General features: G+C 61.5%; 28 protein-coding genes. 14 read left to right on the plus strand and 14 right to left on the minus strand.

Features of this window, described 5'->3' with window-relative positions; genetic code table 11:
- Positions 1-148 precede the first annotated feature (148 nt).
- A complete protein-coding gene (locus tag BMZ57_RS05180) occupies positions 149-1,207 on the minus strand; it encodes an FUSC family protein (RefSeq protein WP_029529107.1) in 1,059 nt (352 codons plus the stop codon).
- A 23-nt stretch (positions 1,208-1,230) separates the two neighbouring features.
- Complete coding sequence (locus tag BMZ57_RS05185; RefSeq protein WP_069672537.1) at positions 1,231-2,847, minus strand: NADP-dependent glyceraldehyde-3-phosphate dehydrogenase; 1,617 nt, start codon at positions 2,845-2,847, stop codon at positions 1,231-1,233.
- Positions 2,848-2,985: 138 nt separating this feature from the next.
- Between BMZ57_RS05185 and BMZ57_RS05190 the strand changes: the two genes are divergently transcribed.
- The 10 genes from BMZ57_RS05190 to BMZ57_RS05240 all read left to right on the plus strand — a co-directional run bounded on the left by BMZ57_RS05190 (position 2,986) and on the right by BMZ57_RS05240 (position 10,772).
- On the plus strand, positions 2,986-3,846 hold the full coding sequence (locus BMZ57_RS05190) for a Dyp-type peroxidase (protein WP_010209546.1): 861 nt from the start codon (positions 2,986-2,988) through the stop codon (positions 3,844-3,846).
- Between the two features lie 467 nt (positions 3,847-4,313).
- Positions 4,314-4,586: a BufA1 family periplasmic bufferin-type metallophore gene (locus BMZ57_RS05200; protein WP_010209548.1), complete on the plus strand. Its 273-nt coding sequence runs from the start codon at positions 4,314-4,316 to the stop codon at positions 4,584-4,586.
- Positions 4,583-4,990, plus strand: a complete 408-nt coding sequence (locus BMZ57_RS05205; RefSeq protein ID WP_010209549.1) for a DoxX family protein — start codon at positions 4,583-4,585, stop codon at positions 4,988-4,990. The genes BMZ57_RS05200 and BMZ57_RS05205 overlap by 4 nt, the downstream gene beginning before the upstream one ends.
- 18 nt (positions 4,991-5,008) lie before the next feature.
- Positions 5,009-5,770: an alpha/beta fold hydrolase gene (locus BMZ57_RS05210; RefSeq protein WP_010209550.1), complete on the plus strand. Its 762-nt coding sequence runs from the start codon at positions 5,009-5,011 to the stop codon at positions 5,768-5,770.
- Between the two features lie 26 nt (positions 5,771-5,796).
- A complete protein-coding gene (gene bufA2, locus BMZ57_RS05215) occupies positions 5,797-6,069 on the plus strand; it encodes a BufA2 family periplasmic bufferin-type metallophore (protein WP_021492771.1) in 273 nt (90 codons plus the stop codon).
- Positions 6,070-6,128: 59 nt separating this feature from the next.
- On the plus strand, positions 6,129-6,953 hold the full coding sequence (gene bufB, locus BMZ57_RS05220) for an MNIO family bufferin maturase (RefSeq protein ID WP_010209552.1): 825 nt from the start codon (positions 6,129-6,131) through the stop codon (positions 6,951-6,953).
- Positions 6,950-7,699, plus strand: a complete 750-nt coding sequence (locus BMZ57_RS05225; protein WP_021492770.1) for an HvfC/BufC N-terminal domain-containing protein — start codon at positions 6,950-6,952, stop codon at positions 7,697-7,699. Before bufB ends, BMZ57_RS05225 begins: the two co-directional genes overlap by 4 nt.
- The gene (locus BMZ57_RS05230) at positions 7,692-8,144 is read left to right on the plus strand and encodes an alpha/beta fold hydrolase (RefSeq protein ID WP_010209555.1); all 453 of its coding nucleotides are present in this window, start codon (positions 7,692-7,694) and stop codon (positions 8,142-8,144) included. The genes BMZ57_RS05225 and BMZ57_RS05230 overlap by 8 nt, the downstream gene beginning before the upstream one ends.
- 86 nt (positions 8,145-8,230) lie before the next feature.
- Positions 8,231-9,595, plus strand: coding sequence for an MFS transporter (locus tag BMZ57_RS05235; RefSeq protein ID WP_047540890.1), 1,365 nt, complete (start codon positions 8,231-8,233; stop codon positions 9,593-9,595).
- Positions 9,596-9,641: 46 nt separating this feature from the next.
- Positions 9,642-10,772 (plus strand): MFS transporter, encoded by a 1,131-nt coding sequence (locus BMZ57_RS05240; protein ID WP_069672538.1) that lies wholly within the window; start codon positions 9,642-9,644, stop codon positions 10,770-10,772.
- 41 nt (positions 10,773-10,813) lie between these two features.
- Here BMZ57_RS05240 and BMZ57_RS05245 read toward each other — a convergent pair whose 3' ends face one another.
- Positions 10,814-11,335, minus strand: coding sequence for a DUF3087 family protein (locus tag BMZ57_RS05245; RefSeq protein WP_010209560.1), 522 nt, complete (start codon positions 11,333-11,335; stop codon positions 10,814-10,816).
- A 113-nt stretch (positions 11,336-11,448) separates the two neighbouring features.
- Here BMZ57_RS05245 and BMZ57_RS29465 point away from each other — a divergent pair, with 113 nt between their 5' ends.
- Complete coding sequence (locus BMZ57_RS29465; protein ID WP_010209563.1) at positions 11,449-11,625, plus strand: hypothetical protein; 177 nt, start codon at positions 11,449-11,451, stop codon at positions 11,623-11,625.
- Positions 11,626-11,639: 14 nt separating this feature from the next.
- Positions 11,640-11,840 (plus strand): DUF6021 family protein, encoded by a 201-nt coding sequence (locus BMZ57_RS05250; protein ID WP_010209565.1) that lies wholly within the window; start codon positions 11,640-11,642, stop codon positions 11,838-11,840.
- A 31-nt stretch (positions 11,841-11,871) separates the two neighbouring features.
- On the opposite strand, the gene BMZ57_RS05255 is transcribed toward BMZ57_RS05250, so the two are convergent.
- On the minus strand, positions 11,872-12,108 hold the full coding sequence (locus tag BMZ57_RS05255; protein ID WP_010209566.1) for a DUF6555 family protein: 237 nt from the start codon (positions 12,106-12,108) through the stop codon (positions 11,872-11,874).
- Between the two features lie 120 nt (positions 12,109-12,228).
- Between BMZ57_RS05255 and BMZ57_RS05260 the strand changes: the two genes are divergently transcribed.
- Positions 12,229-13,056 carry an arylamine N-acetyltransferase family protein gene (locus BMZ57_RS05260; protein ID WP_010209568.1) on the plus strand — a complete coding sequence of 276 codons (828 nt, stop codon included), beginning with the start codon at positions 12,229-12,231 and terminating at the stop codon, positions 13,054-13,056.
- 133 nt (positions 13,057-13,189) lie between these two features.
- Positions 13,190-13,942 (plus strand): outer membrane beta-barrel protein, encoded by a 753-nt coding sequence (locus tag BMZ57_RS05265; protein WP_010209570.1) that lies wholly within the window; start codon positions 13,190-13,192, stop codon positions 13,940-13,942.
- A 61-nt stretch (positions 13,943-14,003) separates the two neighbouring features.
- On the opposite strand, the gene BMZ57_RS05270 is transcribed toward BMZ57_RS05265, so the two are convergent.
- The 10 genes from BMZ57_RS05270 to nuoG form a co-directional block, all read right to left on the minus strand.
- The gene (locus BMZ57_RS05270; protein ID WP_010209571.1) at positions 14,004-14,318 is read right to left on the minus strand and encodes a helix-turn-helix domain-containing protein; all 315 of its coding nucleotides are present in this window, start codon (positions 14,316-14,318) and stop codon (positions 14,004-14,006) included.
- Positions 14,308-14,658, minus strand: coding sequence for a toxin (locus BMZ57_RS05275; RefSeq protein ID WP_032883041.1), 351 nt, complete (start codon positions 14,656-14,658; stop codon positions 14,308-14,310). The genes BMZ57_RS05270 and BMZ57_RS05275 overlap by 11 nt, the downstream gene beginning before the upstream one ends.
- Positions 14,659-14,896: 238 nt before the next feature.
- The gene (nuoN, locus tag BMZ57_RS05280; RefSeq protein WP_010209574.1) at positions 14,897-16,360 is read right to left on the minus strand and encodes an NADH-quinone oxidoreductase subunit NuoN; all 1,464 of its coding nucleotides are present in this window, start codon (positions 16,358-16,360) and stop codon (positions 14,897-14,899) included.
- Positions 16,361-16,367: 7 nt separating this feature from the next.
- Positions 16,368-17,900, minus strand: a complete 1,533-nt coding sequence (nuoM, locus tag BMZ57_RS05285; RefSeq protein ID WP_010209575.1) for an NADH-quinone oxidoreductase subunit M — start codon at positions 17,898-17,900, stop codon at positions 16,368-16,370.
- A 39-nt stretch (positions 17,901-17,939) separates the two neighbouring features.
- A complete protein-coding gene (nuoL, locus tag BMZ57_RS05290) occupies positions 17,940-19,793 on the minus strand; it encodes an NADH-quinone oxidoreductase subunit L (RefSeq protein WP_021492765.1) in 1,854 nt (617 codons plus the stop codon).
- Positions 19,790-20,098, minus strand: a complete 309-nt coding sequence (nuoK, locus tag BMZ57_RS05295) for an NADH-quinone oxidoreductase subunit NuoK (RefSeq protein WP_003174727.1) — start codon at positions 20,096-20,098, stop codon at positions 19,790-19,792. Before nuoK ends, nuoL begins: the two co-directional genes overlap by 4 nt.
- Positions 20,099-20,100: 2 nt before the next feature.
- Positions 20,101-20,604, minus strand: coding sequence for an NADH-quinone oxidoreductase subunit J (gene nuoJ / locus BMZ57_RS05300; protein ID WP_003174726.1), 504 nt, complete (start codon positions 20,602-20,604; stop codon positions 20,101-20,103).
- Between the two features lie 9 nt (positions 20,605-20,613).
- Entirely contained in the window at positions 20,614-21,162 is a 549-nt protein-coding gene (gene nuoI / locus BMZ57_RS05305) for an NADH-quinone oxidoreductase subunit NuoI (protein ID WP_003174725.1), read from the minus strand.
- A gap of 11 nt (positions 21,163-21,173) precedes the next feature.
- Positions 21,174-22,181 (minus strand): NADH-quinone oxidoreductase subunit NuoH, encoded by a 1,008-nt coding sequence (nuoH, locus tag BMZ57_RS05310; protein ID WP_003174724.1) that lies wholly within the window; start codon positions 22,179-22,181, stop codon positions 21,174-21,176.
- Positions 22,178-24,892 (minus strand): NADH-quinone oxidoreductase subunit NuoG, encoded by a 2,715-nt coding sequence (gene nuoG / locus BMZ57_RS05315; protein ID WP_010209579.1) that lies wholly within the window; start codon positions 24,890-24,892, stop codon positions 22,178-22,180. Before nuoG ends, nuoH begins: the two co-directional genes overlap by 4 nt.
- Between the last annotated feature and the right edge of the window lie 28 nt (positions 24,893-24,920).

Raw genomic sequence — 24,920 nt, forward strand, 5'->3', positions numbered from 1 at the left:
CGGCGGGCTTGATGTGCAACATTTGTAACGGATGAGGCTTCACATTACGTTCCGAGATGTGAATAAAGCGTGAAAACTTTGTAAGACAAACTGTGAAATTTCTGAAATGTGTGAACACATCGGAATTTTCCTCTTCCACCCAGCGGATTCAGATTTTCCAGCGCCCCGCACTCTTGGCCAGCCGCTGGCGCATCGCGTCCACGTTCTGCGCCAATTGCAGGGTTAGCAGCCGATAACCATCCAACGCGCTGTAGACCGGAGCATCCAGTGCTGGCTCGACACCCGCATGGCTCTGCCGCTCCAAGCGCTCCGTCACCCCTGACTTCAATGCCCGTGCCATCCCCACCAATTGCACGCGGATCTGCCGATGTTCGGCCTTCAACACCCCCTGCATGCGCGCCATCGCCTGTTCATCGCGAGGGTCGGGCCGGGTGTTGCCGAGAATCTCCAGGGTGCTGATGCACAGGCGCAGATGCCGCTGGATCGCGTCCAGTTCGGTCATGGAGATGCGCACTTCCTTGGACACCGACGGCATCAGTGAACGCAACTGCAACATCGCCGCATTCAGGCGGTTGAGCAACTTGAGGTGTTCATCACTGGTGACGGACTCGCCATTGATGATCCGGCTGTAGATCTGGGCACAATCGCGTAATGCGCTGGCCAGGTTGTAGCGCCAGGAGTACACGGCATACAGCGGCAGGGCAAAGGAGAACGCCAGGGCCAGGGCGATACCGATCAGGATGTCCACGGTGCGCCACAACCCATCCGACAGCGGGTTGTCACCGTGGCCGGCGACGATAAATACCGTGATCGCCGACAACAGTGCGGTGTACCCACCCTTGCCGATGGCGTGATAGGAAAAGAACCCGCACACCACCGACATCAACAGGTAGGTCAGGAGTGGCTGGCCGACGTACGCCTCCTGCACCACCAGCAACAACCCGACGCTGGCGCCGATCAACGTACCGTAGGCGCGCTCCACGGCTTTCTTGCCGATATTGCCATGGTGCTGCAACCCGCCGATCACCACCAGCATGGTCACCGAGGCCCACTCACCATGCGGCAGGTTGATGCCGGTGGTCAGCAGGATGGTCGCCAGCAAACCGATGGACACGCGCACGGCATGGATCAGCTTGGCATGGCGATAGCGGCGGTACGGGTCGAGCAGTGGGCGCAGCAGGCGCCGGGCAAACACAGGCAGGTGCAGGTTAATCAACGACGAATCGTCCTCTAGAAAATGTAATCGGTGGTCAGGAAGCTCGAATCGCGGTTGCGCAGGATGTCGCTGACCAGGGCCTTGTTGCTCTCCTGGAACTTGGTCGCCACCAGGGTGCGGATCGAGAACACGCGCAAGGCGTCATGTACCGACAGCGTGCCCTCGGCCGAGTTCTTGCGTCCGTTGAACGGGAAGGTGTCGGGGCCGCGCTGGCACTGGGCGTTGATGTTGATACGGCCGACCTGGTTGGCGAAGGTGTCCACCAGGCGCCCGACTTCTGCGGCGTTGGTGCCGAAAATGCTCAACTGTTGGCCGAAGTCCGAGTCCAGCACGTAGTCGATCACGGTCTCCAGGTCGCGGTAGGGCACGATCGGCACCACCGGGCCGAACTGTTCCTCGTGGTACACGCGCATCTGTGGGTTCACCGGGTACAGCACCGCCGGATAAAAGAACGATCCACGACTTTCACCGCCCTGTTCATTCACCACCGTGGCGCCCTGTTGCGCGGCGTCAGCCACCAGGCCGTTGAGGTAATCCACCTTGCCCACTTCGGGCAATGGCGTCAGCGCCACACCGTCTTCCCACGGCATACCGGGTTTGAGCGTGGCCAGCTTCTTGTTGAATTTCTCGATGAAGCGGTCGACGACGTCTTCATGCACGAAGAGGATTTTCAACGCGGTGCAGCGCTGGCCATTGAACGACAAGGAACCGGTGACGGCTTCGCTGACGGCATTGTCCAGGTCCACGTCGGGCAGCACGATGCCAGGGTTTTTCGCGTCCAGGCCCAGCGCGGCGCGCAGGCGATGTGGCTTGGGGTGCAGTTTTTTCAGATCGCTGGCAGCCTTGTTGGTGCCGATAAACGCGAAGATATCGATCTTGCCGCTGGCCATCAGCGCGCTGACGGTTTCGCGGCCGCTGCCGTAGATCACATTGATCACCCCGGCCGGGAAACTGTCGCGGAACGCTTCCAGCAAAGGTCGGATCAGCAATACGCCAAGCTTGGCCGGCTTGAACACCACGGTGTTACCCATGATCAATGCCGGAATCAGCGTGGTGAAGGTTTCGTTCAGCGGGTAGTTATACGGGCCCATGCACAGGGCCACGCCCAGCGGCACGCGGCGGATCTGGCCGAGGGTGTCCTGTTCCAGTTCGAAGCGGCTGGAGCGGCGGTCGAGTTCCTTGAGGGCGTTGATGGTGTCGGTGATGTAGTCGCAGGTGCGGTCGAACTCTTTCTGCGAGTCCTTGAGGTTCTTGCCGATCTCCCACATCAGCAGCTTGACCACTGCGTCGCGCTGTTCACGCATGCGGCACAGGAAGGCTTCGACGTGTTGGATACGTTCAGCCACGCGCATCGTCGGCCATTCACCCTGGCCCCGGTCATAGGCACGAACGGCGGCGTCGAGGGCGGTGAGGGCGGTGTCGGCGTCCAGCAACGGCGTGCTGCCGATGTGCACACGTTCGTCGCCAAACTGCACCGGGCTTTGCACCTTGGCCAAGGGGCCGTTCCACACCTTCAACTGGCCATCGACCAGGTAATCACGCTGTTCAATGGGCGCTCCCAGCTGGAATTGCTCGGGAATCTCGGCGGCGGAGTCAGGAAACAGCTGGGCGAGCAGGTTGCTGGTGGTCATGTCACTACCCCTGGAATAGTTGCAAAACATGACTAGAGAGTCACCCAACAACAGGCTCTATGGCAAGGCTTGCGCGCTTTCTTGTACGCAGTGTTGTGGCTGAAGGTTAAACTGCGCGGCTTTTCAGAAGGAGTTCACATGAGTCAGTACCAGCCGGGCATTCTTGCCGCACCGGTGCCGTTGCAGGCACGCCATCTGTTTTTTGCCGTGGACTCACTGACCGCCGTGCACGCTGCGTTGGACACGTTGGTGCAGTTGACCGATTCGGCGGCGGTGGTCGGTTTTGGCGAGCCGCTGGTCAATGCCTTGGGCGCCCGGATTGAAGGCCTGCGCGCCTTTCCCTCCGTCAGTGGGCCGGGTGCGCACAACCCCTCTACCCAGCACGCGCTGTGGGTATGGCTGCACGGCGTGGACCGTGGTGAGTTGCTGTTGCGCAGCCGCGCCTTCGAAAAAGCCCTGGCCCCGGCGTTTCGCTTGGTGCAGATGACCGAAGGCTTCCGCTACAAGACCGGCTTCGACCTTACCGACTACGAAGACGGCACCGAGAACCCCCACGACGATGCGGCGGTTGAAGCCGCCCTGACCGACAGCGGCGCCAGCTTTGCCGCGATCCAGCAATGGCAGCACGACCTCGACGGCTTCGCCGCCTTGCCCGCGCAGGAGCGCGACCACATCATCGGTCGCCGCCATGGCGACAACGAGGAACTCGACGACGCCCCCGAGTCCGCCCACACCAAACGCACCGCCCAGGAAAGCTTCACCCCGGAAGCCTTCGTGGTACGCCGCTCCATGCCTTGGGCGGAGAACGGCCAGGCCGGGTTGATGTTTCTCGCGTTCGGCCACTCCTTCGATGCATTCGAAGCGCAACTGCGCCGCATGAGTGGACTGGAAGATGGCATTGTCGATGGCCTGTACCGCATCAGCACACCGTTGACCGGCGGTTACTACTGGTGCCCACCGATCAAGGAGGGACACCTGGACCTGAGCGCGCTGGCTTGAATCACGCGTAGGCCACCCGTCATAAAACCGTTCCTGAAGGTGATGGGGGGCGGGCAGCTTCAGGTACAACAACGATTGGGCCGCGCCAAACATTCCGTTGGAAACACATATTTTTTCAACGGAATGACCTCGGGCCATCAACTAACAAACATGACCACAACCGCATGAAATTCAGGGTGATTCTTGCGGTCGTCGACGACCCGCAAGCGCCATCGTTCGTAAAGGCAAATATAGCTAATTATCTCGATAGGGATGCCGAAGCAATCGCCGGGGGGTTGGCATTGTTTTAGTAACTGTGTATCGAACTGTATCCCCGCACCCTCCTGATACACCCGCATGACGTTCTATCGCGTTCGCGACACAGACCGGATACACGCCTGGCTTTAACTCTGCACACCAGCTGGCGCAGGCGGTCACCGACCCCGAGGCGCCCTGGCCATACTCAGTCAAGCCAGGAGACTCACCCCATGAAGCGTCCTTACGCAGCCCTCGCGGCAACCCTCGCCCTGTCCCTCAGTGCCTTCGCGGCCGTGGCCCATGCCGATGAACCCAAGCCCCAGGAAAAGTGCTTCGGCGTGGCCCTGGCCGGTGCCAACGACTGCGCCGCAGGCGCTGGCACCTCATGCGCCGCCACTTCCACCACCGACTACCAGGGCAACGCCTGGGTACTGGTGGACAAAGGCACCTGCACCCAGATCAAGACCCCTAAAGGCTTCGGCAGCCTGACGGAGCAGCCGTGATCCAGCGCCTGCTTCCCGATGCCCTGTTGTTGCTGGTGGCACGGGTGGCGATCGCGGCGGTGTTCTTCCTGTCAGGGCGCACCAAGGTCACGGGGTTTCTTGAACTCAAACCGTCGACCTACACGCTGTTCCGTTCGGAATACGCCTTGCCGCTGATTCCGCCGGACTGGGCCGCGCACCTGGCGACCTACGCCGAGCACTTGTTCCCGCTGCTGCTGGTGCTCGGCCTGCTGACCCGCCCGGCCGCTGCTGCGCTGTTGGGCATGACCCTGGTGATCGAGGTGTTTGTGTACCCCGCCGCCTGGCCGGTGCACCTCACCTGGGCGGGCCTGTTGTTGCCGCTGCTGGCGTACGGCGGTGGGGCCTGGTCGTTGGACCGCCTCATCTCAGGCAAGCGTTCTTAACTTTGATGGAGATTTCCAATGCGTATGCTTTCTTCCCTGGCCATTGCCATGGCCCTGACTGTCCCGATGCTGGCCCAGGCGGCAGATGCCCCGCAGCCCGGCACTGGTAAAAGCGTGGTGATCGTGCCCGGTTCGTTTGTCGACGGTTCCGGCTGGCGCGTGGTGCACGACATCCTGATTCACAAGGGCTACAAGGTCACCGTGGTGCACCAGGGCCACGAGAGCCTGGCCGCCGATGTGGCCGAGGCCCGCGAAGTGCTGGAGCAGCAAGTCGGGCCGGTGGTGCTAGTGGGCCACAGTTCAGGTGGCGGGGTGATCTCGATTGCCGGCGACCGCGACAAGGTCAAGTCGCTGGTCTACGTCTCGGCGCTGCAGCCGGAAGTGGGCGAGAACATGGCCCAGTTGATCGGCTCGATGCCGGCGCCCAGCGATGACATCAAGGCCAGCCGCGACGGTCATCTGTTCTTCGACCGCACCAAGTTCAACGCCGACTTTGCTGCCGACCTGACCACCAACCGCACCGACTTCATGGCCGCCTCCCAAGTGCCGGCGACCACCGCCTTGTTCGGCGGCACCGTATGGGCCGCGGCCTGGCACAAAAAACCGACTTATGCCGTGGTCTCCACCGAAGACCGCGCCCTGAGCCCGGACCTGCAGCGTTGGATGTACAAACGCGCGGGTTCCAAGGTCACCGAAATCAAGGCCAGCCACTCGGTGTACATCTCCCAGCCTGAGGCTGTGGCGAAGGTCATCGAAGACGCTGCTTCCGTTATCAAGTAATTCACCCCAACCCTGGAGCAATACCCATGAACACTGCACTCAAATCCCGTCTGAGCCTCGCTGCCGCGGCTGCCCTGATCGCCATGGCCTCCGCTTCGTTCGCTACCGCCGCCAGCGCCGCCGACGCGCCGGAAAAGCCCGGCCGTTGCTACGGCGTCAACACCTGCAAAGGCACCAGCCTGTGCGCCACCGCCAAGAACGACTGCAAAGGCCTCAACAGTTGCAAAGGCGAAGGCGTGATCGTCAAGACCCCGTCCGAGTGCCTCAAGGCTGGCGGTACCTTGACTGAACCTAAATAACGCCTCACCCCCTTTAGGCGCGGGCGAACCCGCTCCTAAAGGGTTATTGGAGCCCCTCAATGTCGACATCCAATCCTCACTTTTCAGGCTACGGCCTGGGACTGCGCAAGGAGCATTACTGCGATTTCCTGGAGACCTCGGTGCCCGTGGATTTCGTCGAAGTGATCTCCGAAAACTTCATGGTCGCGGGCGGTCAGCCCCGGCATATCCTGCGACAAGTCCGCGAGCGCTACCCGGTGGCGCTGCACGGTGTGTCCATGTCCATCGGCACCGCCGAAGGGCTGGATGCGGATTACTTGAAGCGCCTCAAGTCGCTGGTGGATGAAGTCGAGCCCCTGTTTGTGTCCGACCACCTGAGTTGGTCGCGCAGCGCTGGCTTCAATTCCCATGACTTGCTGCCAGTGCCTTACACCGACGAGGCGCTGGATCGGGTGTGTGCCAATATCCAGCAAGCCCAGGACGTGTTGGGCCGCACGATGTTGTTCGAGAACCCCTCAAGCTACCTGGCGTTTGAAGGCGCCTCCATGACCGAATGGGAATTTATTGCAGCCATGGCCAAGCGCACCGGCTGCGAACTGCTGCTGGACGTCAATAATGTGTTCGTCAGCGCCAGCAACCACGGTTTCGACGCCCTGGCGTTTCTCAATGGCCTCCCTGCCGAGCGCGTGCGCCAGGTGCACTTGGCCGGCCACAGTCAAGGCCGTGAGATGTTGATCGACAGCCATGACAGCCCGGTGTGCACCGGAGTCTGGGAACTGTACGCCCAGGCCATGACCCGGCTGGGCCCGGTGGCGACCATGATCGAGCGTGACGATGAGATCCCGCCGCTCGCCGAACTGCTTCAGGAGTTGTCCATGGCCCGAACGTTGGGAGCGCAACGATGAACCTGGCGCAGCTACAACAGACCTTTCGCCGCTGGTTGGTGAGTGCGTCGGATGAATCCGCGCAGGCGCTGGGCAATCACCACGCCGGCCTGGCGGTGTACCAGAACAACTACCGTGCGCAGTTGGTCGGTTGCCTGGAGCAGGCGTTTCCCTACCTGCGTCGTTGGGTCGGGGAGGAAGCCTTCCTGGCCGCGAGCATCACCCATATCGACCGTCATCCGCCTCACGCCTGGACCCTGGACGCGTACCCGGAGGGCTTCTACGCCACTTTGAAAGAGGTGTTCCCAGGCAACCCGGATGTGCATGAGCTGGCCTGGATCGAGTCGGCCCTCAATGAAGCCTTTGTCGCCGCCGACGCACAGCCATTGGCCCTGGAGGCCTTGGCCGAGCTGGATTGGGACACGGCGGTGTTGCAGCTCACGCCGTCGCTGCGCTGCCACGGCCTGACCACCAATGCCGAGGCCATCTGGTCGGCGCTGTGGCAGGACGCACCGGTGCCGGAAGCGGTAATGCTGGCGCAAGCGGGTGGCTTGCTGGTGTGGCGACGGCAGTTCACGTCGCGTTTGCGCCAGGTGGATGCGTTGGAGCTACTGGCCGTGCAACACCTGCAGGCCGATGGCAGTTTCGCTGGGCTGTGTGAGTACTTGGTGCAACGCCTGGGGGAAGAAGCGGGCGTGATGCAGGCGGGTGAATACCTGGCCGGTTGGCTGGGCAGTGAATTGATAGTGGGAGTCCGTCATGTTTGATCGTCGTGGTTTTTTGCTGTTGGCGGCGGTGGTGATGGCCGCACCGGCATTGGCAGTGCAACAGGTCAGCATTGATGACGGAGAGATCCGCTATGCAGTGTTCGGGCCGGAGGAGGGCCGGGCGATCATTTTGCTGGCGGCGGATGTGAACGCGTTTGCAGCGATCACCGGACCGCTGGCTGCGCAAGGTTTCCGGGTGATCGTCCCGTACCTGCGCGGGCAGGATGAGGCGGTACAGGGCCAGGATGTGCTGGAATTGATGAACGCGCTGCATATTCCTGAGGCTGTGCTCGCCGGTGTGGACGTCGGCGGACGGGTGGCCATCCGTGCTGCGGCCTTGAAACCGAGCCGCTGCGTGGGCCTGGTCAGCTTGAACACCGCACCCCAGGCCGGTTTTGGCGAGGCGGTGGGGGTTATGGCGAAGACCGGGCACTGGCGAACATGAAACTACTGACAGCCAGCCAATCCACGCCTGAAAAAATTCGCCGCAGCCCTTAATCTAAAAGCCTTTGTCACTTGCGCGGATTGTCCATGTCTTCTGTTGCCGATGGGTTGCCCCTCAATAAACGCCTGCCGGCCGTGATTGCGATCTCCCTGGGGATTGGCATGGCGACCCTGGACACCGCCATCGTCAACACGGCGTTGCCGACCCTGGCCGAGGGGATTGGCACCGATTCCGCCTCGGTGATCTGGGTGGTGAATGCCTACCAGTTGGCGATCATTGCCACGGTGCTGCCGTTTGCGTCCCTCAGTGATGTGCTGGGGCATCGCCGGGTGTACCTCGGCGGGTTGCTGCTGTTTATTGTCTCATCGCTGTTTTGCGGGTTGGCCGGCTCACTGGTCACCCTGACGGCGGCGCGGGTGGTGCAGGGGCTGGGCGCGGCGGCGATCATGAGCGTGAACACGGCGTTGCTGCGGCATATTTACCCGTCAAACATGCTGGGTCGGGGGCTGGGGTATAACTCCCTGGTGGTGGGGCTCGCATTTACCCTTGGGCCGACGGCGGCGTCAGCGATTCTGTCGGTGGCGACCTGGCACTGGCTGTACCTGATCAATGTGCCGTTGGGTGTGCTGGCGCTGGCGTTGGGCCTGCGCTCGTTGCCGACCTTGCCGATGACCGGGCATGCCTTCGACCGCTTTGCGGCCGTGTTGTGTGCGGGGCTGTTTGCCTTGCTGGTACTCGGCCTGGGTACGGCGGTGCACGGCGCCCAGGGTGCGTTGACTTTGGGCCTGATCGCCGTGGCGCTGGTGTGCGGTGCAGGGTTGCTGCGGCGCCAGGCCGGGCACCCGGCGCCGATGCTGGCGCTGGACCTGTTCAAGCGCCCGGTGTTTGCGTTGTCTTCCATTACCGCTATTTGCGCGTTCAGCGCCCAGGGCCTGGCGTTTGTGTCGCTGCCCTTCCTGTTGCAGGCGGTGCTTGGCCATAGCCAGGTGGAAACCGGCTTTCTGATGACACCGTGGCCCGCGGTGGTGGCGGTGATGGCGCTGGTGGCGGGGCGCCTGGCCGACCGCGTGAACCTGGGCGTGCTGTGCGGCATCGGTCTGTTGATGCTCAGCGTGGGCATGGCCGCGCTCGCGACCTTGGGCAGCGGCGCTTCGGCATTGGATATCGGCTGGCGCATGGCGCTGTGCGGGGCGGGTTTCGGCTTCTTCCAGTCGCCCAACCTCAAGGCGTTGATGACCAGCGCACCACTGGCCCGCAGCGGCGGGGCGAGTGGCATCGTGGCCATTTCGCGGTTGTTGGGGCAGACGTTGGGCGCGTCGTTGGTGGCCTTGTGCTTCCATCTGTCCATGGGCAGTGGTCCGCAATCTGCGCTGTGGCTGGGCTGTGGATTTGCCTTGGTCGGGGCCGTGGCCAGTGGTTTACGGTTGTTACCCTATGGGAAAAAGTGCTGATTAACGCTACCGTGGCGACCTGAGTATTTCGGAATGTTTCGGATTTATGTCCAGCCTGGCCCTCCGCACCGCTGATACCCACTCCCGCCGCGCCGCACTGACCCTGGCTTTATGCCTGCCCAGCGACGTGTTGCTCTACTTGCTGCTGCCGATGGAATCCCAGGCCTTCGGCATTACCCTGGCCCAGGCCGGTGTGCTGCTGGCAGCCAACCGCCTGGTGCGGATTTTCGGCTACCGCCATGTGCTCAATTTCTACGCGCGTCACGGCGACCGCCTGACCTGCATGATCGCCGCCGGCGCCGCAAGCCTGTGCGCCGTGGGCAACTCGCTGTTGTCCGGCTTCGCCGCCTTGCTCTGCCTGCGACTGGTGTGGGGCCTGTGTTTTGCTGCGTTGAACCTGTCGACCCAAGTCTTGGCCACTTCGGAGCCAGCCGGTGCCGCACGCCGGGCCGGGCGTTCCCGCGCGCTGATTGCCCTGGGACCGATGCTGGCGTTGCCGTTGGGCGGCTGGCTGACACTGATGGCCGGGCCACGTCCGATCTTTCTGATTCTGGCCGGGTGCTGCCTGGTGGGCTTGTGGATGGCGCGCGGTTTGCCTAGGGCCGGGCATGATTTGCACGGCACGCCGGGGCGGCGCTTCAAGTGGCCGGACAGTGTGGCAATGTGGTCGTTTATCGAGGGGGTGGCGCTGGACGGCCTGTTTATCTTCGGGCTGTCGATCCAGGCACAGAAGCTCTTGGGCGGTGATGCGGTGCTGATCGCCGGTGGCTTGATGGCGCTGCGTTATGTCTCGGAAATGCTCCTGAGCCCCTTGGGGGGGCGCGCAGCCCAGCGTTTCGGCGCGACCTCGATGTTGCTGCTGTTTTCGTTCCTCAGTGCCCTGGCCCTGATCGCGTTCGGCAGCTACTGGGTGATTGTCGGTGCGGCGGCGGTGCTGGTGCTGCGCGCCCTGCAACTGCCGCTGGTGACGACATTGGTGGCCGAGCGCAACCCAGGGTCCATGCGCGTGTCGGCCCTGGCCTCGAATGCCGTGTGGCGCGATATCGGCGCCGGCCTCGGGCCATTACTCGCCGGCCTGTTGCTGCCGATTGCCTCGGCCCCCTGGGTGTTTGGCCTGGCGGGTGCTGCCATTGCCGTAAGTGCCGTGTTCTGTTGGCGGACAAAGATGTCCAACTGACGATATGGGGGGCATCAAGGAGACTGCGTAGGTGCGCTGGCCTAAGCGGTTTTAAAGGTGTCCAGCCACGCGGGGTCGAACCGGGTCTGCTCGGTATCGAGCCCCTGCGCCTGCATCTTGGCCTTATGTGCCTCGACCTCAGCGACCAGTTGCACCTGGGCGCTGGAGTTGGCGTCCAGCTCATGCATCTGCGTCAGGCCCAAGTGATAAAAGCGCAGCACCTTCAGCGCCGTCGGATCATTCGCCTGCACCCGCTCCGTGACCTTGTGCATTACATTGGTCACGCTCATCAGGTTGCGCTTGAGTTGCCAGCCATACACCGCCGCCGCCAGCCACGGCTGGGTCCAGAACGGGCCGCGCACCAGCGCCACCGTGATCAACACCCCGGCGAACACCCCGCCGACATTGAAGCGCAAGTTGTCTCCGCCAGGCTCGCCAAACAGCATCACCGCCAGGCTCGACAGCAACATGGCCAGGGCCAGGAACAGCACCGCCACGATCAACGTACTACGTCGGGTCTGTTGACGGAAGGTGACGGGGTCGCAGGGTTTGAGCTCGAACATCCGGTTCATGTCTCCAGAAGGGGCGGGCATCATCTCACGCCTGGGCAAACAAGTTGAACGTTGGCGCATAGCGGTTTCTCTAAACCTATGTAGACCCACTGAGGTGAAGCATCATGTCCGACTACAACCAGCCACCACCCGGCACCCCGAACCCTGACCGCACACCCGGCGAAGAAGAGCGCGACAACGACGCGTTGCGCCCCAACGACCCGGCGGAGCGTCAGAACGATGACGTGGAACGCGTCGAGGAAGACCTGGAAAACCTGCATGACAAGGCCCGTCCGCTCTGAATGAGGAGAACGCCGTGAGTAATACGCCAAAAGGCCCGGCTTCGGGCGAGCATTCCAGTGGTAAGGACGAATTGGGGTTCGATCCCGATTCGCCGGATGTGTCGGATCCGCAGGTGGATCCGGTAGGGCCGGCGATTGCGCCGTTGGATAAGGACAAAAAAGGCAAGGATGAAAAAAAGCCGCCCTATGATCCATTGGGCGACTTGAAGCCATAAAGCGAGCCCCGCCCATGTGCGGGGCTTTCGTTTACTTGGGCGCTATCCAAGTGACGTCGGTAATCCCGAATTTCTCCGCCCACGGTCGAGTCGTCTTCTTCACCTGCTCATGCCCGACCCGCCCCACGCGGCTCACATGCGCGATATCGGCATCCACCGCCGCCCAGTGCCAGGCCTCGGCGTTATTCATCACTTCGGCACGCACCACAAAGGATTTCGGTTTGCCGTGCAGCTGGTAATTGATGGTGTAGATTTTTGCGGTACTCATGTTGCCTCCCTGTGTTGTTATAGATGGATAGGGCAGCGTTCTAAAAGGTTCATTCAAAATGACAATCTGCTCGTTGGCGCGGCATAGTGTCGCCTTTATCCCGTGCCGAAGGATTGCGCCATGTCACTGCTGACCCATAGCCGCCTCTACCTGCAACGCCTGGGCTATGACTCGCCGCCAGCGCCGAGCCTGCGCACCTTGCAGGATCTGCAACTGCGCCATGTGTGCAGCTTTGCCTTCGAGAACCTCTCCAGCCTGATGCGCTTGCCGGTGCCTATCGACCTGGCCAGCGTCGAGCAAAAAGTGCTGTTGGAGGGGCGGGGCGGTTATTGCTATGAGTTGAACCAGATGTTCCTGGCGCTGTTGCAGGAGCTCGGTTTTGATGCTCGCGGCATCACGGGGCGGGTGGTGATGGGTGGGCCGCCGGATGCGCGCACGGCGCGTACCCATCGTTTGAGCCTGGTGACCCTGGATGGCGTGCGTTACATCACCGACGTCGGCTTCGGCGGCATGGTGCCCAGCAGCCCGTTGCTGTTGGACACCGAGGTGGTGCAGGCCACCGCGCACGAACCCTATCGCGTGACCTTCGACGGGCACGACAGTTACACCCTGTGGGTCCAAGTGGCCAATGAATGGCGTGGGTTGTATGTGTTCGATCTGCAAGTGCAGGCGACCATCGATTATGAAATCGGCAACTGGTATGTCTCCACCCACCCGGACTCGGTCTTCGTCGGCCAGTTGAAAGTCGCGCGGTTGGCTGCGGGTGAGCGTCATACCCTGAACAACGCCAACTATGCAATTCACTACCTGGACCGGCCGAGTGAAAAGCGCGCCCTCGTCAGTGCCGATGAGGTGCTGCAGCTGTTGACTGAAGTCTTCGGGATTTGCGTGCCGGTCACGGCGGCGCTGCGGGCTGCCCTTGATGGCTTGACAGTGCCGAATTCATAGGAGCATTGAGATAGAGCCTTCGCTGAACCGTTTTACCTCCAAATTAGCGCAAATTAATTCGAACCTTTGGCATCCACCGGGGTTCGAACCGGTTCCTGAATAATTTGCTCACCAGACAAGGAGATGTAAAACGATGTCCAAGCTATTCGGAAAATTCCTCAAGGGTTCCTCGCTGCTGGCGCTGGTTGCTGCGCCTGCCGCGGTGTTTGCCGCACCGTCCACCGACCCGATTTCTACCTTCGGGATCCAGGGCAGCTACAACGATTTCAAATTCGAAGACGGCAGCGAAAGCGACAAGAGCCACATGCCTGAAGCTGGCCTGTTCTACAACTTCGGCAATAAGCTCACCGCTGAATCCGGCTTTATCTACCAGGCCGGTATCGAAGCCAAGTACGGTGAAAAGAGCGACAACAAACTGAAGGAAGGCCAGGCTGACCTGGACCTCGGTTGGCGTGCCGCGCTGGATGCGCGCAACTTTGTCGACGTGATCGTCGGCGGTGGCTACAGCTGGACGCGCTACGAGCCAGAGATCAACGACCTCGACGTGAAACTTACCAACAAGTCGCCGTTCGCCAAGGCGGCCCTGGGCTACAACCACCAGTTCGATGACATGACCCTGCGTGTCGAAGCGGGCGCCCGTCGCACTATCGACGGCCGCACTAAGCTCAAGGTGGAAGATTTTGGCAGCGACACCGTGGACCTCAAGGACCGCACCAACCCTTACGCCGAAGTCAGCTTGCTGATGAACCAGAAAGGCGACCTGCCGGTGGTCGCAGGCCTGTACTACACCCGCACCGAGTATAAGCTTGACGGTAATTCCGAGGTGGCCGACAACACCAAGCTCAAGCGTGATGAGTACGGGTTCAAGGTCGGTATCGCGTTCTGATACCGTTGCAATGGAAAACGCCCCGAATGTTCGGGGCGTTTTTTTTGGGGACAATTGCAGATCAACCCAACGCAGCAAGTTGTGCCACGGTCTCAGGAAAACGCGCCACCAGGCGAATCAGGGTGGCGGCCTGGGCATTTGGTTTAGCCCGGCCTTGCTCCCAGTTCTCCAGCGTACGCGTGTTGGTGCGCAGGTACATGGCGAAGACGGCACGGGAGAGGTTGAGCTGTTGACGCACGGCGACCACTTCCTCTGCGGTGAGCGGCTCCAGGTTGTTGAGATGAACCTTGTGGGTCCGCAGGGTGACTTTGCCTTGGCGTTCGTTTGCCAGGGCGTCGAAGCCTTCGACCAGTTCGGAAAAGATTTCACGTTTCATGATGTGTTCTCGCTTTGATTTCCCTGTCCAGCATGTGTTTTAGGGCTTTTTTGTGCTGAGGCGTCAGGTCGTCCTGTTCGTGTTTGCCGTACAGGGTGAATAACCAGAATTGCGTGCCGCCTGACCACCCGTAGTAAATGACCCGCAGGCCACCGCGCTGGCCTTTGTTGCGTCGTTCGTCGACAAAGCGAACCTTGCGTAACCCACCTGTTCCCTCGATCACGTCTCCCGCTTCCGGGTTCTTCATCAACGCCTGTTGAAAACCGTGGAAAAGCTCGTCACTCAGATAGTCCTTGCGATGCCGCTCGAAGGCCGGCAGTTCGATAAATAGAGCATCCATGTTCTGTACGTAGCCTGCGTATAGTTTGGTGGCCCGCGCGCCTTGGGTCAAGTGACCTTGCTGTGGGAACTTTCCTAGAACGCAAACACCATACGGCGGCCTCCATCGGGTAGATGCCAGATAAGGAGGCAGCTGGAGGAGGACATTTCCGTGAGCAGGGGAGGGTAAAAGCACCGGCCCCAGAAACGCAAAACGGCGCCCGAAGGCGCCGTTTTGTTTACCGCATCCCGCTAAGCGATCAAACGCCCAGCACCGCGTGCTGCACCAGGGTGAGCAACGGTTGTGGGTACACGCCCAGGAAGAACGCGAGCAGGGCGATGGCCAGCAGCATGACGCCACCGGCTTTCTGTTCCCAGTGCAACTCGGCATCCACACGGCGCAGGTTTGGCTCGATCAGGTACAGGGTGACCATCACGCGCAGGTAGTAGAACACGCCGATGGCGCTGCCCAGTACCAGGGAGGCAACCAACCACCATTCGTGGGCTTCAACACCGGTAGCGACGATGTAGAACTTGCCGATGAAGCCCGCCGTCAGCGGAATACCGGCCAGGGACAGCATCATCACGGTCAGTACGGCAGTCAGGTATGGACGGCGCCAGAACAGGCCGCGGTATTCATACAGGGCGTCGGCGTCACGGCCTTTGAACGGCGAGGACATCAGCGTGATCACGCCGAATGCGCCAAGGCTCGTGATCACGTAGGTGACCAGGTACACGCCCATGGCTTCCACGGCCAGGCCTTTGCTCGCCACCAGGGCGATCAGCAGGTAGCCGAAGTGAGCGATGGACGAGTAACCCAACAGACGCTTGAGGTTGTTCTGGGTCAGGGCCAGCAGGTTGCCGAACAGGATCGACGCGATGGCGATCACGGTCAGTACGGTGCTCAGCACACCCGTGTTGGCGGCAGGGGAGATCTGGAACAGACGCACCATCACCGCAAACACAGCCACTTTCGACGCAGTGGCCAGGAACGCAGCCACCGGCGCCGGGGCGCCTTCGTACACGTCCGGGGTCCACAAGTGGAAGGGCACCAGCGACAGCTTGAATGCCAGGCCGATCAGCATCATGGCCAGGCCCAGTTGGGCAACCGGCGCAGGCATGCTGGTGGCCGCCAGGGCGTGACCGATACCGGTGAAGCTCAGGTTGCCAGCTTCTGCATAGAGCAGGGCCATACCGAACAACAGGAACGCCGAACCGGCAGCCGACAGCACCATGTACTTGATGCCGGCTTCCAGGGAGCGCTTGTTGAAGAAGGCGTAGGCCACCAGGCCGTAAGTCGGGATCGACAGCAGTTCCAGTCCGATGAACAGGCCCGCCAGGTGCTGCGCGCTGACCAGCACGATGCCGCCGGCCGCAGCCAGCAGGATCAGCAGGTACAGCTCTTCGCGGTTGCCTGGGTAACCGGTACCGCCTTCGCCAAGGTAGGCGTGGGCGAGGGTGACACAGGCCAGGGTCGCGACCAGGATCAGCGCGATGTACAGCAGTGCGAAGTCATCCACCATCATCAATGGTGTTACCGCCAGAGGCGCGACCTTGAGGGCCGGGATGATCGACAGCAGGGCCAGGTTGAGACCGGCACAGGACAGCAGGAACGTTTGCGAGTGATTGCGGCGCCAGGCGATCGCCAGCATCACCACCACGATGGTGAGGCTGGTAATCAGCAGCGGCGCAAGCGCGATAAAGTGTTGGATCGTGAATTCCATAGCGCTCTTACCGGGCCGAAGCGAGTTGAGAGAAGGCGGTGCCGAACCACTGCTGCACGCCATGCATCGTCGCGGCAGAAGTGTCCAGGAACGGTTGCGGGTACACGCCGATGTAAATCAGCAGCACCGCAAGGCCGAGCACCATGATCAGTTCGCGAGCATCCATCCCTTGCAGGACGGTGTCGGACTTGGCCGGGCCGAAGTAGGCGCGGTGGATCATGATCAGCGAGTAGACCGAACCGAACACCAGGCCGGACGTTGCAATGGCGCTGATCCACGGCGTTTGCACGAAGGCACCCATCAGGATCAGGAACTCGCCGATGAAGTTACCGGTGCCTGGCAAGCCCAGCGACGCGGCGGCGAAGAACAGGCTGATCGCCGGCAGGTACGCGATGCGTGACCACACGCCACCCATTTCACGCATGTCACGGGTGTGCAGGCGCTCGTACAACTGGCCACTCAGGATAAAGAGGGCAGCGGCCGAGACACCGTGGGCCAACATCTGGATCACTGCGCCTTGCAGTGCCAGTTGGCTGCCGGAGTAGATGCCGATCAGTACGAAGCCCATGTGGGAAACGGACGAGAAGGCGATCAGACGCTTGATGTCGGTTTGCGCAAAGGCCAGGAACGCACCGTAGAAGATCCCGATCAGACCGAGGGTCATGGCGATCGGCGCGAATTCGGCCGAGGCATTCGGGAACAGCGGCAGGGCGAAACGCAGCAGGCCGTAGGCAGCGGTTTTCAGCAAGATACCGGCCAGGTCCACGGAGCCGGCGGTCGGCGCCTGGGCGTGAGCGTCAGGCAGCCAGGAGTGGAACGGCACCACCGGCAGCTTCACCGCGAACGCGATGAAGAAGCCCAGCATCAGGATGTACTCGGTGGTCAGCGACATCTTGGTTTTCAACAGGTCGGCGTAGTTGAAGGTAATCACGCCGGTGTTGTTGAAGTTGACCAGTACCAGACCCAGGATCGCCACCAACATGATCAGGCCGGAAGCCTGGGTGAAGATGAAGAACTTGGTCGCTGCGTAGATCCGGGTTTTCTTGCCGTCCGAAGAACTGTGACCCCAGAGCGCGATGAGGAAGTACATCGGCACCAGCATCATTTCCCAGAAGAAGAAGAACATGAACAGGTCAAGGGCGAGGAACACGCCGACGACGCCGCCCAGGATCCACATCAGGTTCAGGTGGAAGAAGCCCACATGACGCTGGATCTCTTTCCAGGAGCAGAGTACCGAGAGGATACCCAGCAGGCCGGTCAGCAGGATCATCAACAGCGACAGGCCGTCGAGGGCCAGGTGCACGTTGATGCCGAAGCGCTGGATCCACACGTGCTTGAATTCAAGCGCGAAGGTGGGATCGACACCCGGTGCCGGAGCAAATGAATAGTCGCCATGGGCCCACAGCCAGAGGCCGAGTGCGAGTTCCAGGGACATGGTCAGCAACGCAATCCAGCGGGGGAGGGTGGCGCCGAAGCGTTCACCCATCCAGCAGAGCAGGCCGCCGATGAAGGGGATCAGGATTAGCCAGGGCAGAATCATGACAGGCTCGTTTCCTTTCGCAAGTTCGCAAAGTTCATATCAGACCGCTACCACGACGATGGCGCCGATCACCAAAACGGCACCGGCCGCCATGGAAGCTGCATACCAACGCAATTGACCCGTCTCGCTGCGGCTCAAGGCGGTGTGACCGGCCTTGGCGGCACGCGGGATCAAACCGATGGTTTGGTCAAGCGGGTCTTTACGCAGAATGTGGCTGATAGCCAGGTAAGGCTTGACGAACAGTTTGTCGTAGATCCAGTCGAAGCCCCAGGCAGCGAACCACCAGGCCGACAGGAAACGGCCAATGCCACTGTTGGCCACGGCTGTCACGAAGCGACGCTTGCCGAGGAACAGCAGGGCCGCCAACAGGATACCGGCGATAGCAATGGCGCCCGACGCGATTTCCAGGCTGTGCTGGGCTTCGCCGCCGGCATGACCGACGCTTTGTGGCAATACACCGTGCAGCGGCGGGGTGATCATGGCGCCAACAAAAGTCGACAGGATGATCAGCACCGACAATGGCAACCAGTGCGAGATGCCGTGACCTGCGTGGGCTTCAGTCTTGGCTTCACCGTGGAAGGTGATGAAGATCAGGCGGAAGGTGTACAGCGAGGTCATGAACGCACCCACCAGGCCTGCATACAGCAGGTTCTGGTTACCGCTGGCAAAGGCTTCCCAGAGGATTTCGTCCTTGGAGTAGAAACCGGCGGTCACCAACGGCAGGGCTGCGAGTGCGGCACCACCGACGATGAAGCTGGCGTAGGCCAATGGCAGTTTCTTCCACAGGCCGCCCATCTTGAAGATGTTCTGCTCGTGATGGCAGGCAACGATCACCGCACCGGAAGCAAGGAACAGCAGGGCCTTGAAGAAGGCGTGGGTCATCAGGTGGAAGATCGCCGCGTCCCAGGCGCCAACGCCCAGGGCCAGGAACATGTAGCCGATCTGGCTCATGGTCGAGTAGGCGAGGATCCGCTTGATGTCGGTCTGCACCAGCGCGGCGAAGCCGGCCAGTACCAGGGTCACGCCACCGACGATGCCTACAAGATGCAGGATGTCCGGCGCCAGGGTAAACAGGCCATGGGTACGGGCGATCAGGTAGACACCGGCAGTTACCATGGTTGCCGCGTGGATCAGTGCGGAAACCGGGGTAGGGCCGGCCATCGCGTCCGCCAGCCAGGTTTGCAGTGGCAGTTGCGCGGATTTGCCCACGGCGCCGCCCAGCAGCATCAGGGTGGCCAGGGTGATCCAGAAGTCACCGACCTGGAATTTCTGCGGTGCCAGCACCAGCAGTTCCTGGATGTTCAGCGTGCCCACTTGTTGGAACAGGATGAACAGGCCGATGGCCATGAACACGTCGCCGATGCGGGTGACGATGAACGCCTTGAGTGCCGCGTTACCGTTGTTGCGGTTGCTGTAGTAGAAACCGATCAACAGGTACGAGCACAGGCCCACGCCTTCCCAGCCGAAGTACAGGAACAACAGGTTATCGCCGAGCACCAGGAACAGCATGCTGGCGATAAACAGGTTGGTGTACGAGAAGAAGCGCGAGTAACCCGCTTCACCGCGCATGTACCAGGACGCGAACAGGTGGATCAGGAAGCCCACGCCGACAACCACGCCCAGCATGGTGATCGACAGGCCGTCGACGTAGAGGGCGAAGTTGGGCTTGAAGCCCTCCACCGACATCCACTGCCACAGCACCAGGGTGTAGTGACCGCCTTCCGGCGGCGCCACGTTGAATTGCCAGATGACGTAGGCGGCCACAATGGCCGACAGGCCAATGGAGCCCACGCCGATCAAGGCCGAGAGGTTTTCCGACCAGCGCCCGCGAGAGAACGACAGCAGCAGGAAACCGATCAGGGGGAATACGAAAGTCAGAAAGATCATGTTCATCCGCGCATCTCACTGGCAGCGTCGATATCAAGCGTGTGGAAGCGACGATACAGTTGCAGCAGGATCGCCAGGCCAATGCTGGCCTCGGCGGCTGCCAGGCTGATCACCAGGATGAACATGACTTGTCCATCCGGCTGGCCCCAACGTGCACCCGCAACGATGAACGCGAGTGCCGCGGCGTTCATCATGATTTCCAGGCTCATCAACACGAACAGAATGTTACGGCGGACCATCAGGCCGACCAGGCCAAGGCAGAACAGGATGCCGGCGACCGCCAGACCATGCTCCAAAGGGATAGCAGGCATCGTCATTGCTCCTTGGCTTCGTTGCGGCCCAAGTGGAAGGCGGTGATGGCTGCAGCGAGCAGCAGCATCGAAGCCAGTTCGACCACCAGCAGATACGGGCCGAACAGGCTGATGCCCACGGCTTTCGCGTCTACGGTGGTGTGGCCGATGGCCTGGCCGCTCTGGTGAGCGAACAGCACATACAGCAGTTCACCCAGCAGCAGCGCTGCCAGCACAACCGGGCCGAGCCAGATGCCGGGCTTGAGCCAGACGCGCTCCTGGGCGACCGAAGCCGGCCCCAGGTTGAGCATCATCACCACAAACACGAACAGCACCATGATGGCGCCAGCGTAGGCGATCACTTCCAGTACACCGGCGAACGGTGCGCCGAGGCTGAAGAAGGTCATGGCCACGGCGATCAGCGAAATGATCAGGTAGAGCAGGGCGTGCACGGGGTTGGTGTTGGTGATCACGCGAAGCGTGGACACAACCGCGATACCCGATGCGAAATAGAAAGCGAATTCCATCTTTCTTCCTTAAGGCAGCAAGCTCTTCACGTTGATCGGCTCGGCTTCGTTTTGTGCGGCGCCTTTCGGCTTACCGGCAACGGCCATACCTGCAACACGATAGAAGTTGTAATCAGGGTTTTTACCGGGACCAGAGATCAGCAGATCTTCTTTCTCGTACACCAGGTCCTGACGTTTGAACTCGGCCATCTCGAAATCCGGTGTCAGCTGGATTGCGGTGGTCGGGCAAGCTTCCTCGCAGAGGCCGCAGAAAATGCAGCGCGAGAAGTTGATGCGGAAGAAGTCCGGGTACCAGCGACCGTCTTCGGTTTCAGCTTTCTGCAGGGAGATGCAACCCACCGGGCACGCCACGGCGCAGAGGTTGCAGGCTACGCAACGCTCTTCGCCATCGGGGTCGCGGGTCAGCACGATGCGGCCGCGATAGCGCGGCGGCAGGTACACCGCTTCTTCCGGGTATTGCAGGGTGTCGCGTTTGCGGAAGCCGTGACCGAACACCATCACCAGGCTTCGCAACTGGGTACCGGTACCCTTAACGATGTCGCCAATATATTTGAACATGGGTCAAATCCTCACTGAACCGCGGCCGCTGGCGTGTTCAACAACACAACGGCAGCAGTCACCAGCAAATTGATCAGGGTCAGTGGCAGGCAGAAGCGCCAGCTGAAATCCATCACCTGGTCGTATCGTGGACGCGGAATGGAAGCGCGCAGCAGGATAAACAACATGATGAAGAACGCGGTCTTCAGGAAGAACCAGAAGAACGCCAACTGCGGCAGGATGCCGAATGGACCGTGCCAGCCGCCGAAGAACAGCGTGACCAGCAGGGCCGAGATCAAGATGATGCCGATGTACTCACCAACGAAGAACATGCCCCATTTCATGCCGGCGTATTCAATGTGGTAACCGTCGGCCAGTTCCTGTTCCGCTTCCGGCTGGTCGAACGGGTGACGGTGAGTCACGGCGACGCCAGCGATGAAGAAGGTGCAGAAGCCGAAGAACTGCGGAATGATGAACCACAGGTTCTGCGCTTGGTACTCGACGATGTCGCGCATGTTGAACGAGCCGACCTGCACCACGATGCCCATCAGCGCGAGGCCCATGAACACTTCGTAGGACACGGTCTGGGCCGACGCCCGCAAGCTACCCAGCAGGGCGAACTTGTTGTTACTCGACCACCCGGCGAACAGCACCGCGTAGACCGAAAGACCGGCCATGGCGAAGAAGAACAGCAAGCCGATGTTCAGGTCCGCCACGCCCCAGGTCGGGGTGATCGGGATGATCGCGAAGGCGATCAGCAAGGCGCTCATGGCCACGACCGGTGCCAGGGTGAAGATCACCTTGTCGGCAAACGGCGGGGTCCAGTCTTCCTTGAAGAACATTTTCAGCATGTCGGCGGCGATCTGGAACATACCAAACGGGCCAACGCGGTTCGGACCGTAACGGTCCTGCCACCAGCCCAGCAGGCGACGTTCGACGAAGCTGAGCAGGGCGCCCGCGACGACCACGGCCAACAGGATCACGATGGCCTTGACGACCGAGATGATCACGTCGATCACTTCAGGGGTGAACCAGGTCATTGCGCTGCCTCCTGCAGACCGTCAACGGTTTTGCCAAAGATCGCCGGTGGAATACCGGCGAGGCCTTTCGGCAGTGCAACCAGGCCGGCACCCAACTCATCATTGATGCGCAGCGGCAGACGCAGGGTCTGGCCGGCCACGTTCAGGCTGAGCAGGGCCCCGTCGTTGACGCCCAGGCGGTCGGCTTCAGACTTGGCCACGGATACGTAGGCAGTCGGGATACGTTCTTGAACCGGTGCGGCTTTGGACGAAGTCTCTTCGCTGCCGAACAGGTGGAAGAACGGCACAACCTGCCAGGTGCCCTGGGCCGGGTTGAACGGACGCGGTACGGCGGCGAACCAGTTCAACGAGTCGCCCTGGGTTTCGATCAGGCGGGTGCCCGGGTCGCCAGCGCGGATGTGACCACCGACTTCGTCCTGGAACTTGTTCCAGGCCTGCGGCGAGTTCCAGCCCGGCGACCAGGCGAATGGCACCTGCTGACGCGGTTCGGCCGAACCCGAGTACCCTTCCATGGAGAAGGCGAACGCGGTGTCGTTGTCTTGCGGGGTACGTGGTTCATGCACGCTGATATCGGCACGCATGGCGGTACGACCGGAGTAACGCAGCGGTTCACGGGCCAGTTTCATGCCCTTGATGCGGAACGCGGCGGACGGTGCAGCGTCGACGATACGTGCCAGCTGCGGCGCGCTTGCCGCGGCGGCGGCGGTGACGTGGTCGAGCTGGGTCCAGTCGATCGGCTGGTTCAGTAGGGTCGAGCGCAGGGCATGCAGCCAGCGCCAGCCTTCGTGAACCAGGATGCTGGCGTCCATGTACTTCGGATCGAACACCTGGAAGAAGCGCTGCGCGCGGCCTTCCTGGCTGACCAGGGTACCGTCGCCTTCGGCGAAGGTGGCGGCTGGCAGCACCAGGTGGGCGCGGTCGCTGGTAGCGGTCTTCTGGTGGTCGGCGACGATCAGGACCTTGGCGGCGTCCAGTGCAGCGTCAACCTTGGCGGCATCGGTGCGGGTGTACAGGTCGTTTTCCAGCACCACGATGGCGTCGGCTTTACCGTCGATGACCGCTTGCAGGGCTGCGTCCAGGGACTCGCCGCCAAGCATGGCCAGGCCAAGGCTGTTGGCTTCCGGCACGACCAGGCTGATGGAGCCGTTCTTGTCGCGCAGCTTCAACGCCTTGGCGATGTTGGCAGCGGCTTCGATCAGCGCCTTGGAACCCAGGGAGGTGCCGGCAATGATCAATGGACGCTTGGCTGCCAGCAGGGCGTCGGCGATGCGCTGGGCCAGTTCGACGGCTTCGGTGTCCAGGCCTTCGACAGCCGGTGCGCTGGCGTCGAGGGCGTGGGCCACGGCGAAACCGATGCGGGCCAGGTCGTCTGGTGCTGCGTGTACGCATTCTTCGGCGATGTCGTCGAGCTTGGTTTCAGCCAGGCTGGCGATAAACAACGGGTTCAGCGCGTGCTGGCCGATGTTTTTCACCGCGGCGTCGAGCCAAGGCTGGACGCGCATGGCGTCGGCCATGTCTTCGGCCTTGCCTTTGACCGACTGGCGCAGCGACAGGGCGATGCGGGCGGCGGTCTGGGTCAGGTCTTCACCGAGCACGAAGATGGCGTCGTGGTCTTCGATGTCGCGCATGTTCGGGACGGGCAGCGGGCTGTCGTTCAGCACCTGCAGGACCAGACGGATGCGCTCCAGCTCACCGGCTTCGATACCGGAGTAGAAGTGCTCGGCACCCACCAGCTCGCGCAACGCGAAGTTGCTTTCGAGGCTGGCGCGCGGCGAACCGATACCAACGATGTTGCGGCCGCGCAGAAGCTCGGCGGCTTTATCCAGGGCCTCGTCGGTGCTCAGCTTCGCGCCGCCGGCCAGCAGCGGCTGGCGTGGGCGGTCTTCGCGGTTGACGTAGCCATAGCCGAAACGGCCGCGGTCGCACAGGAAGTACTGGTTGACCGAACCGTTGAAGCGGTTTTCGATCCGACGCAGTTCGCCGTAGCGCTCGCCCGGAGAGATGTTGCAACCGCTGGAGCAGCCATGGCAGATGCTCGGGGCGAACTGCATGTCCCATTTACGGTTGTAGCGCTCGGAGTGGGTCTTGTCGGTGAACACACCGGTCGGGCAGACCTCGGTGAGGTTGCCGGAGAACTCGCTTTCGAGCACGCCGTCCTCAACGCGACCGAAGTACACGTTGTCGTGGGCGCCGAAGACGCCAAGGTCGGTGCCGCCAGCGTAGTCCTTATAGAAGCGTACGCAGCGATAGCAGGCGATGCAGCGGTTCATTTCGTGGGAAATGAACGGGCCGAGGTCCTGGTTCTGGTGGGTACGCTTGGTGAAGCGATAACGGCGCTCGTTGTGACCCGTCATCACCGTCATGTCTTGCAGGTGGCAGTGACCGCCTTCCTCACAGACCGGGCAGTCGTGGGGGTGGTTGGTCATCAGCCACTCGACGACACTGGCGCGGAACGCCTTGGATTCTTCATCGTCGATGGAGATCCAGGTGTTGTCGGTGGCTGGGGTCATGCAGGACATGACGATACGACCACGGGTGTCGTTCTCGTCGGTGTATTGCTTGACCGCGCACTGGCGACAGGCACCGACGCTACCAAGCGCGGGGTGCCAGCAGAAATACGGGATGTCGAGGCCTAGTGAGAGACATGCCTGTAACAGGTTGTCTGCCCCATCGACTTCGAGCGCTTTGCCGTCTACGTGGATAGTGGCCATGGTTCAAAGTTCTTCGTTGGCCCGTTGT

Origin of the sequence: Pseudomonas simiae (genome assembly GCF_900111895.1) — a bacterium.
Taxonomy (GTDB): domain Bacteria; phylum Pseudomonadota; class Gammaproteobacteria; order Pseudomonadales; family Pseudomonadaceae; genus Aquipseudomonas; species Aquipseudomonas simiae.

What these genes read in the sequence shown, in the direction of transcription:
- BMZ57_RS05275 (WP_032883041.1), bottom strand. Translation starts at nt 14,658, where the DNA reads ATGGATGCTCTATTTATCGAACTGCCGGCCTTCGAGCGGCATCGCAAG.
- nuoM (WP_010209575.1), bottom strand. Translation starts at nt 17,900, where the DNA reads ATGATTCTGCCCTGGCTAATCCTGATCCCCTTCATCGGCGGCCTGCTC.
- BMZ57_RS05225 (WP_021492770.1), top strand. Translation starts at nt 6,950, where the DNA reads ATGAACCTGGCGCAGCTACAACAGACCTTTCGCCGCTGGTTGGTGAGT.
- BMZ57_RS05260 (WP_010209568.1), top strand. Translation starts at nt 12,229, where the DNA reads ATGTCACTGCTGACCCATAGCCGCCTCTACCTGCAACGCCTGGGCTAT.
- nuoI (WP_003174725.1), bottom strand. Translation starts at nt 21,162, where the DNA reads ATGTTCAAATATATTGGCGACATCGTTAAGGGTACCGGTACCCAGTTG.
- bufA2 (WP_021492771.1), top strand. Translation starts at nt 5,797, where the DNA reads ATGAACACTGCACTCAAATCCCGTCTGAGCCTCGCTGCCGCGGCTGCC.
- BMZ57_RS05265 (WP_010209570.1), top strand. Translation starts at nt 13,190, where the DNA reads ATGTCCAAGCTATTCGGAAAATTCCTCAAGGGTTCCTCGCTGCTGGCG.
- BMZ57_RS05270 (WP_010209571.1), bottom strand. Translation starts at nt 14,318, where the DNA reads ATGAAACGTGAAATCTTTTCCGAACTGGTCGAAGGCTTCGACGCCCTG.
- BMZ57_RS05190 (WP_010209546.1), top strand. Translation starts at nt 2,986, where the DNA reads ATGAGTCAGTACCAGCCGGGCATTCTTGCCGCACCGGTGCCGTTGCAG.
- BMZ57_RS05240 (WP_069672538.1), top strand. Translation starts at nt 9,642, where the DNA reads ATGTCCAGCCTGGCCCTCCGCACCGCTGATACCCACTCCCGCCGCGCC.
- nuoL (WP_021492765.1), bottom strand. Translation starts at nt 19,793, where the DNA reads ATGAACATGATCTTTCTGACTTTCGTATTCCCCCTGATCGGTTTCCTG.
- BMZ57_RS29465 (WP_010209563.1), top strand. Translation starts at nt 11,449, where the DNA reads ATGTCCGACTACAACCAGCCACCACCCGGCACCCCGAACCCTGACCGC.
- BMZ57_RS05185 (WP_069672537.1), bottom strand. Translation starts at nt 2,847, where the DNA reads ATGACCACCAGCAACCTGCTCGCCCAGCTGTTTCCTGACTCCGCCGCC.
- BMZ57_RS05210 (WP_010209550.1), top strand. Translation starts at nt 5,009, where the DNA reads ATGCGTATGCTTTCTTCCCTGGCCATTGCCATGGCCCTGACTGTCCCG.
- BMZ57_RS05255 (WP_010209566.1), bottom strand. Translation starts at nt 12,108, where the DNA reads ATGAGTACCGCAAAAATCTACACCATCAATTACCAGCTGCACGGCAAA.
- nuoK (WP_003174727.1), bottom strand. Translation starts at nt 20,098, where the DNA reads ATGCCTGCTATCCCTTTGGAGCATGGTCTGGCGGTCGCCGGCATCCTG.
- nuoG (WP_010209579.1), bottom strand. Translation starts at nt 24,892, where the DNA reads ATGGCCACTATCCACGTAGACGGCAAAGCGCTCGAAGTCGATGGGGCA.
- nuoN (WP_010209574.1), bottom strand. Translation starts at nt 16,360, where the DNA reads ATGGAATTCACGATCCAACACTTTATCGCGCTTGCGCCGCTGCTGATT.
- bufB (WP_010209552.1), top strand. Translation starts at nt 6,129, where the DNA reads ATGTCGACATCCAATCCTCACTTTTCAGGCTACGGCCTGGGACTGCGC.
- nuoJ (WP_003174726.1), bottom strand. Translation starts at nt 20,604, where the DNA reads ATGGAATTCGCTTTCTATTTCGCATCGGGTATCGCGGTTGTGTCCACG.
- nuoH (WP_003174724.1), bottom strand. Translation starts at nt 22,181, where the DNA reads ATGACCTGGTTCACCCCTGAAGTGATCGACGTGATCATCTCGGTCGTC.
- BMZ57_RS05200 (WP_010209548.1), top strand. Translation starts at nt 4,314, where the DNA reads ATGAAGCGTCCTTACGCAGCCCTCGCGGCAACCCTCGCCCTGTCCCTC.
- BMZ57_RS05245 (WP_010209560.1), bottom strand. Translation starts at nt 11,335, where the DNA reads ATGTTCGAGCTCAAACCCTGCGACCCCGTCACCTTCCGTCAACAGACC.
- BMZ57_RS05230 (WP_010209555.1), top strand. Translation starts at nt 7,692, where the DNA reads ATGTTTGATCGTCGTGGTTTTTTGCTGTTGGCGGCGGTGGTGATGGCC.
- BMZ57_RS05235 (WP_047540890.1), top strand. Translation starts at nt 8,231, where the DNA reads ATGTCTTCTGTTGCCGATGGGTTGCCCCTCAATAAACGCCTGCCGGCC.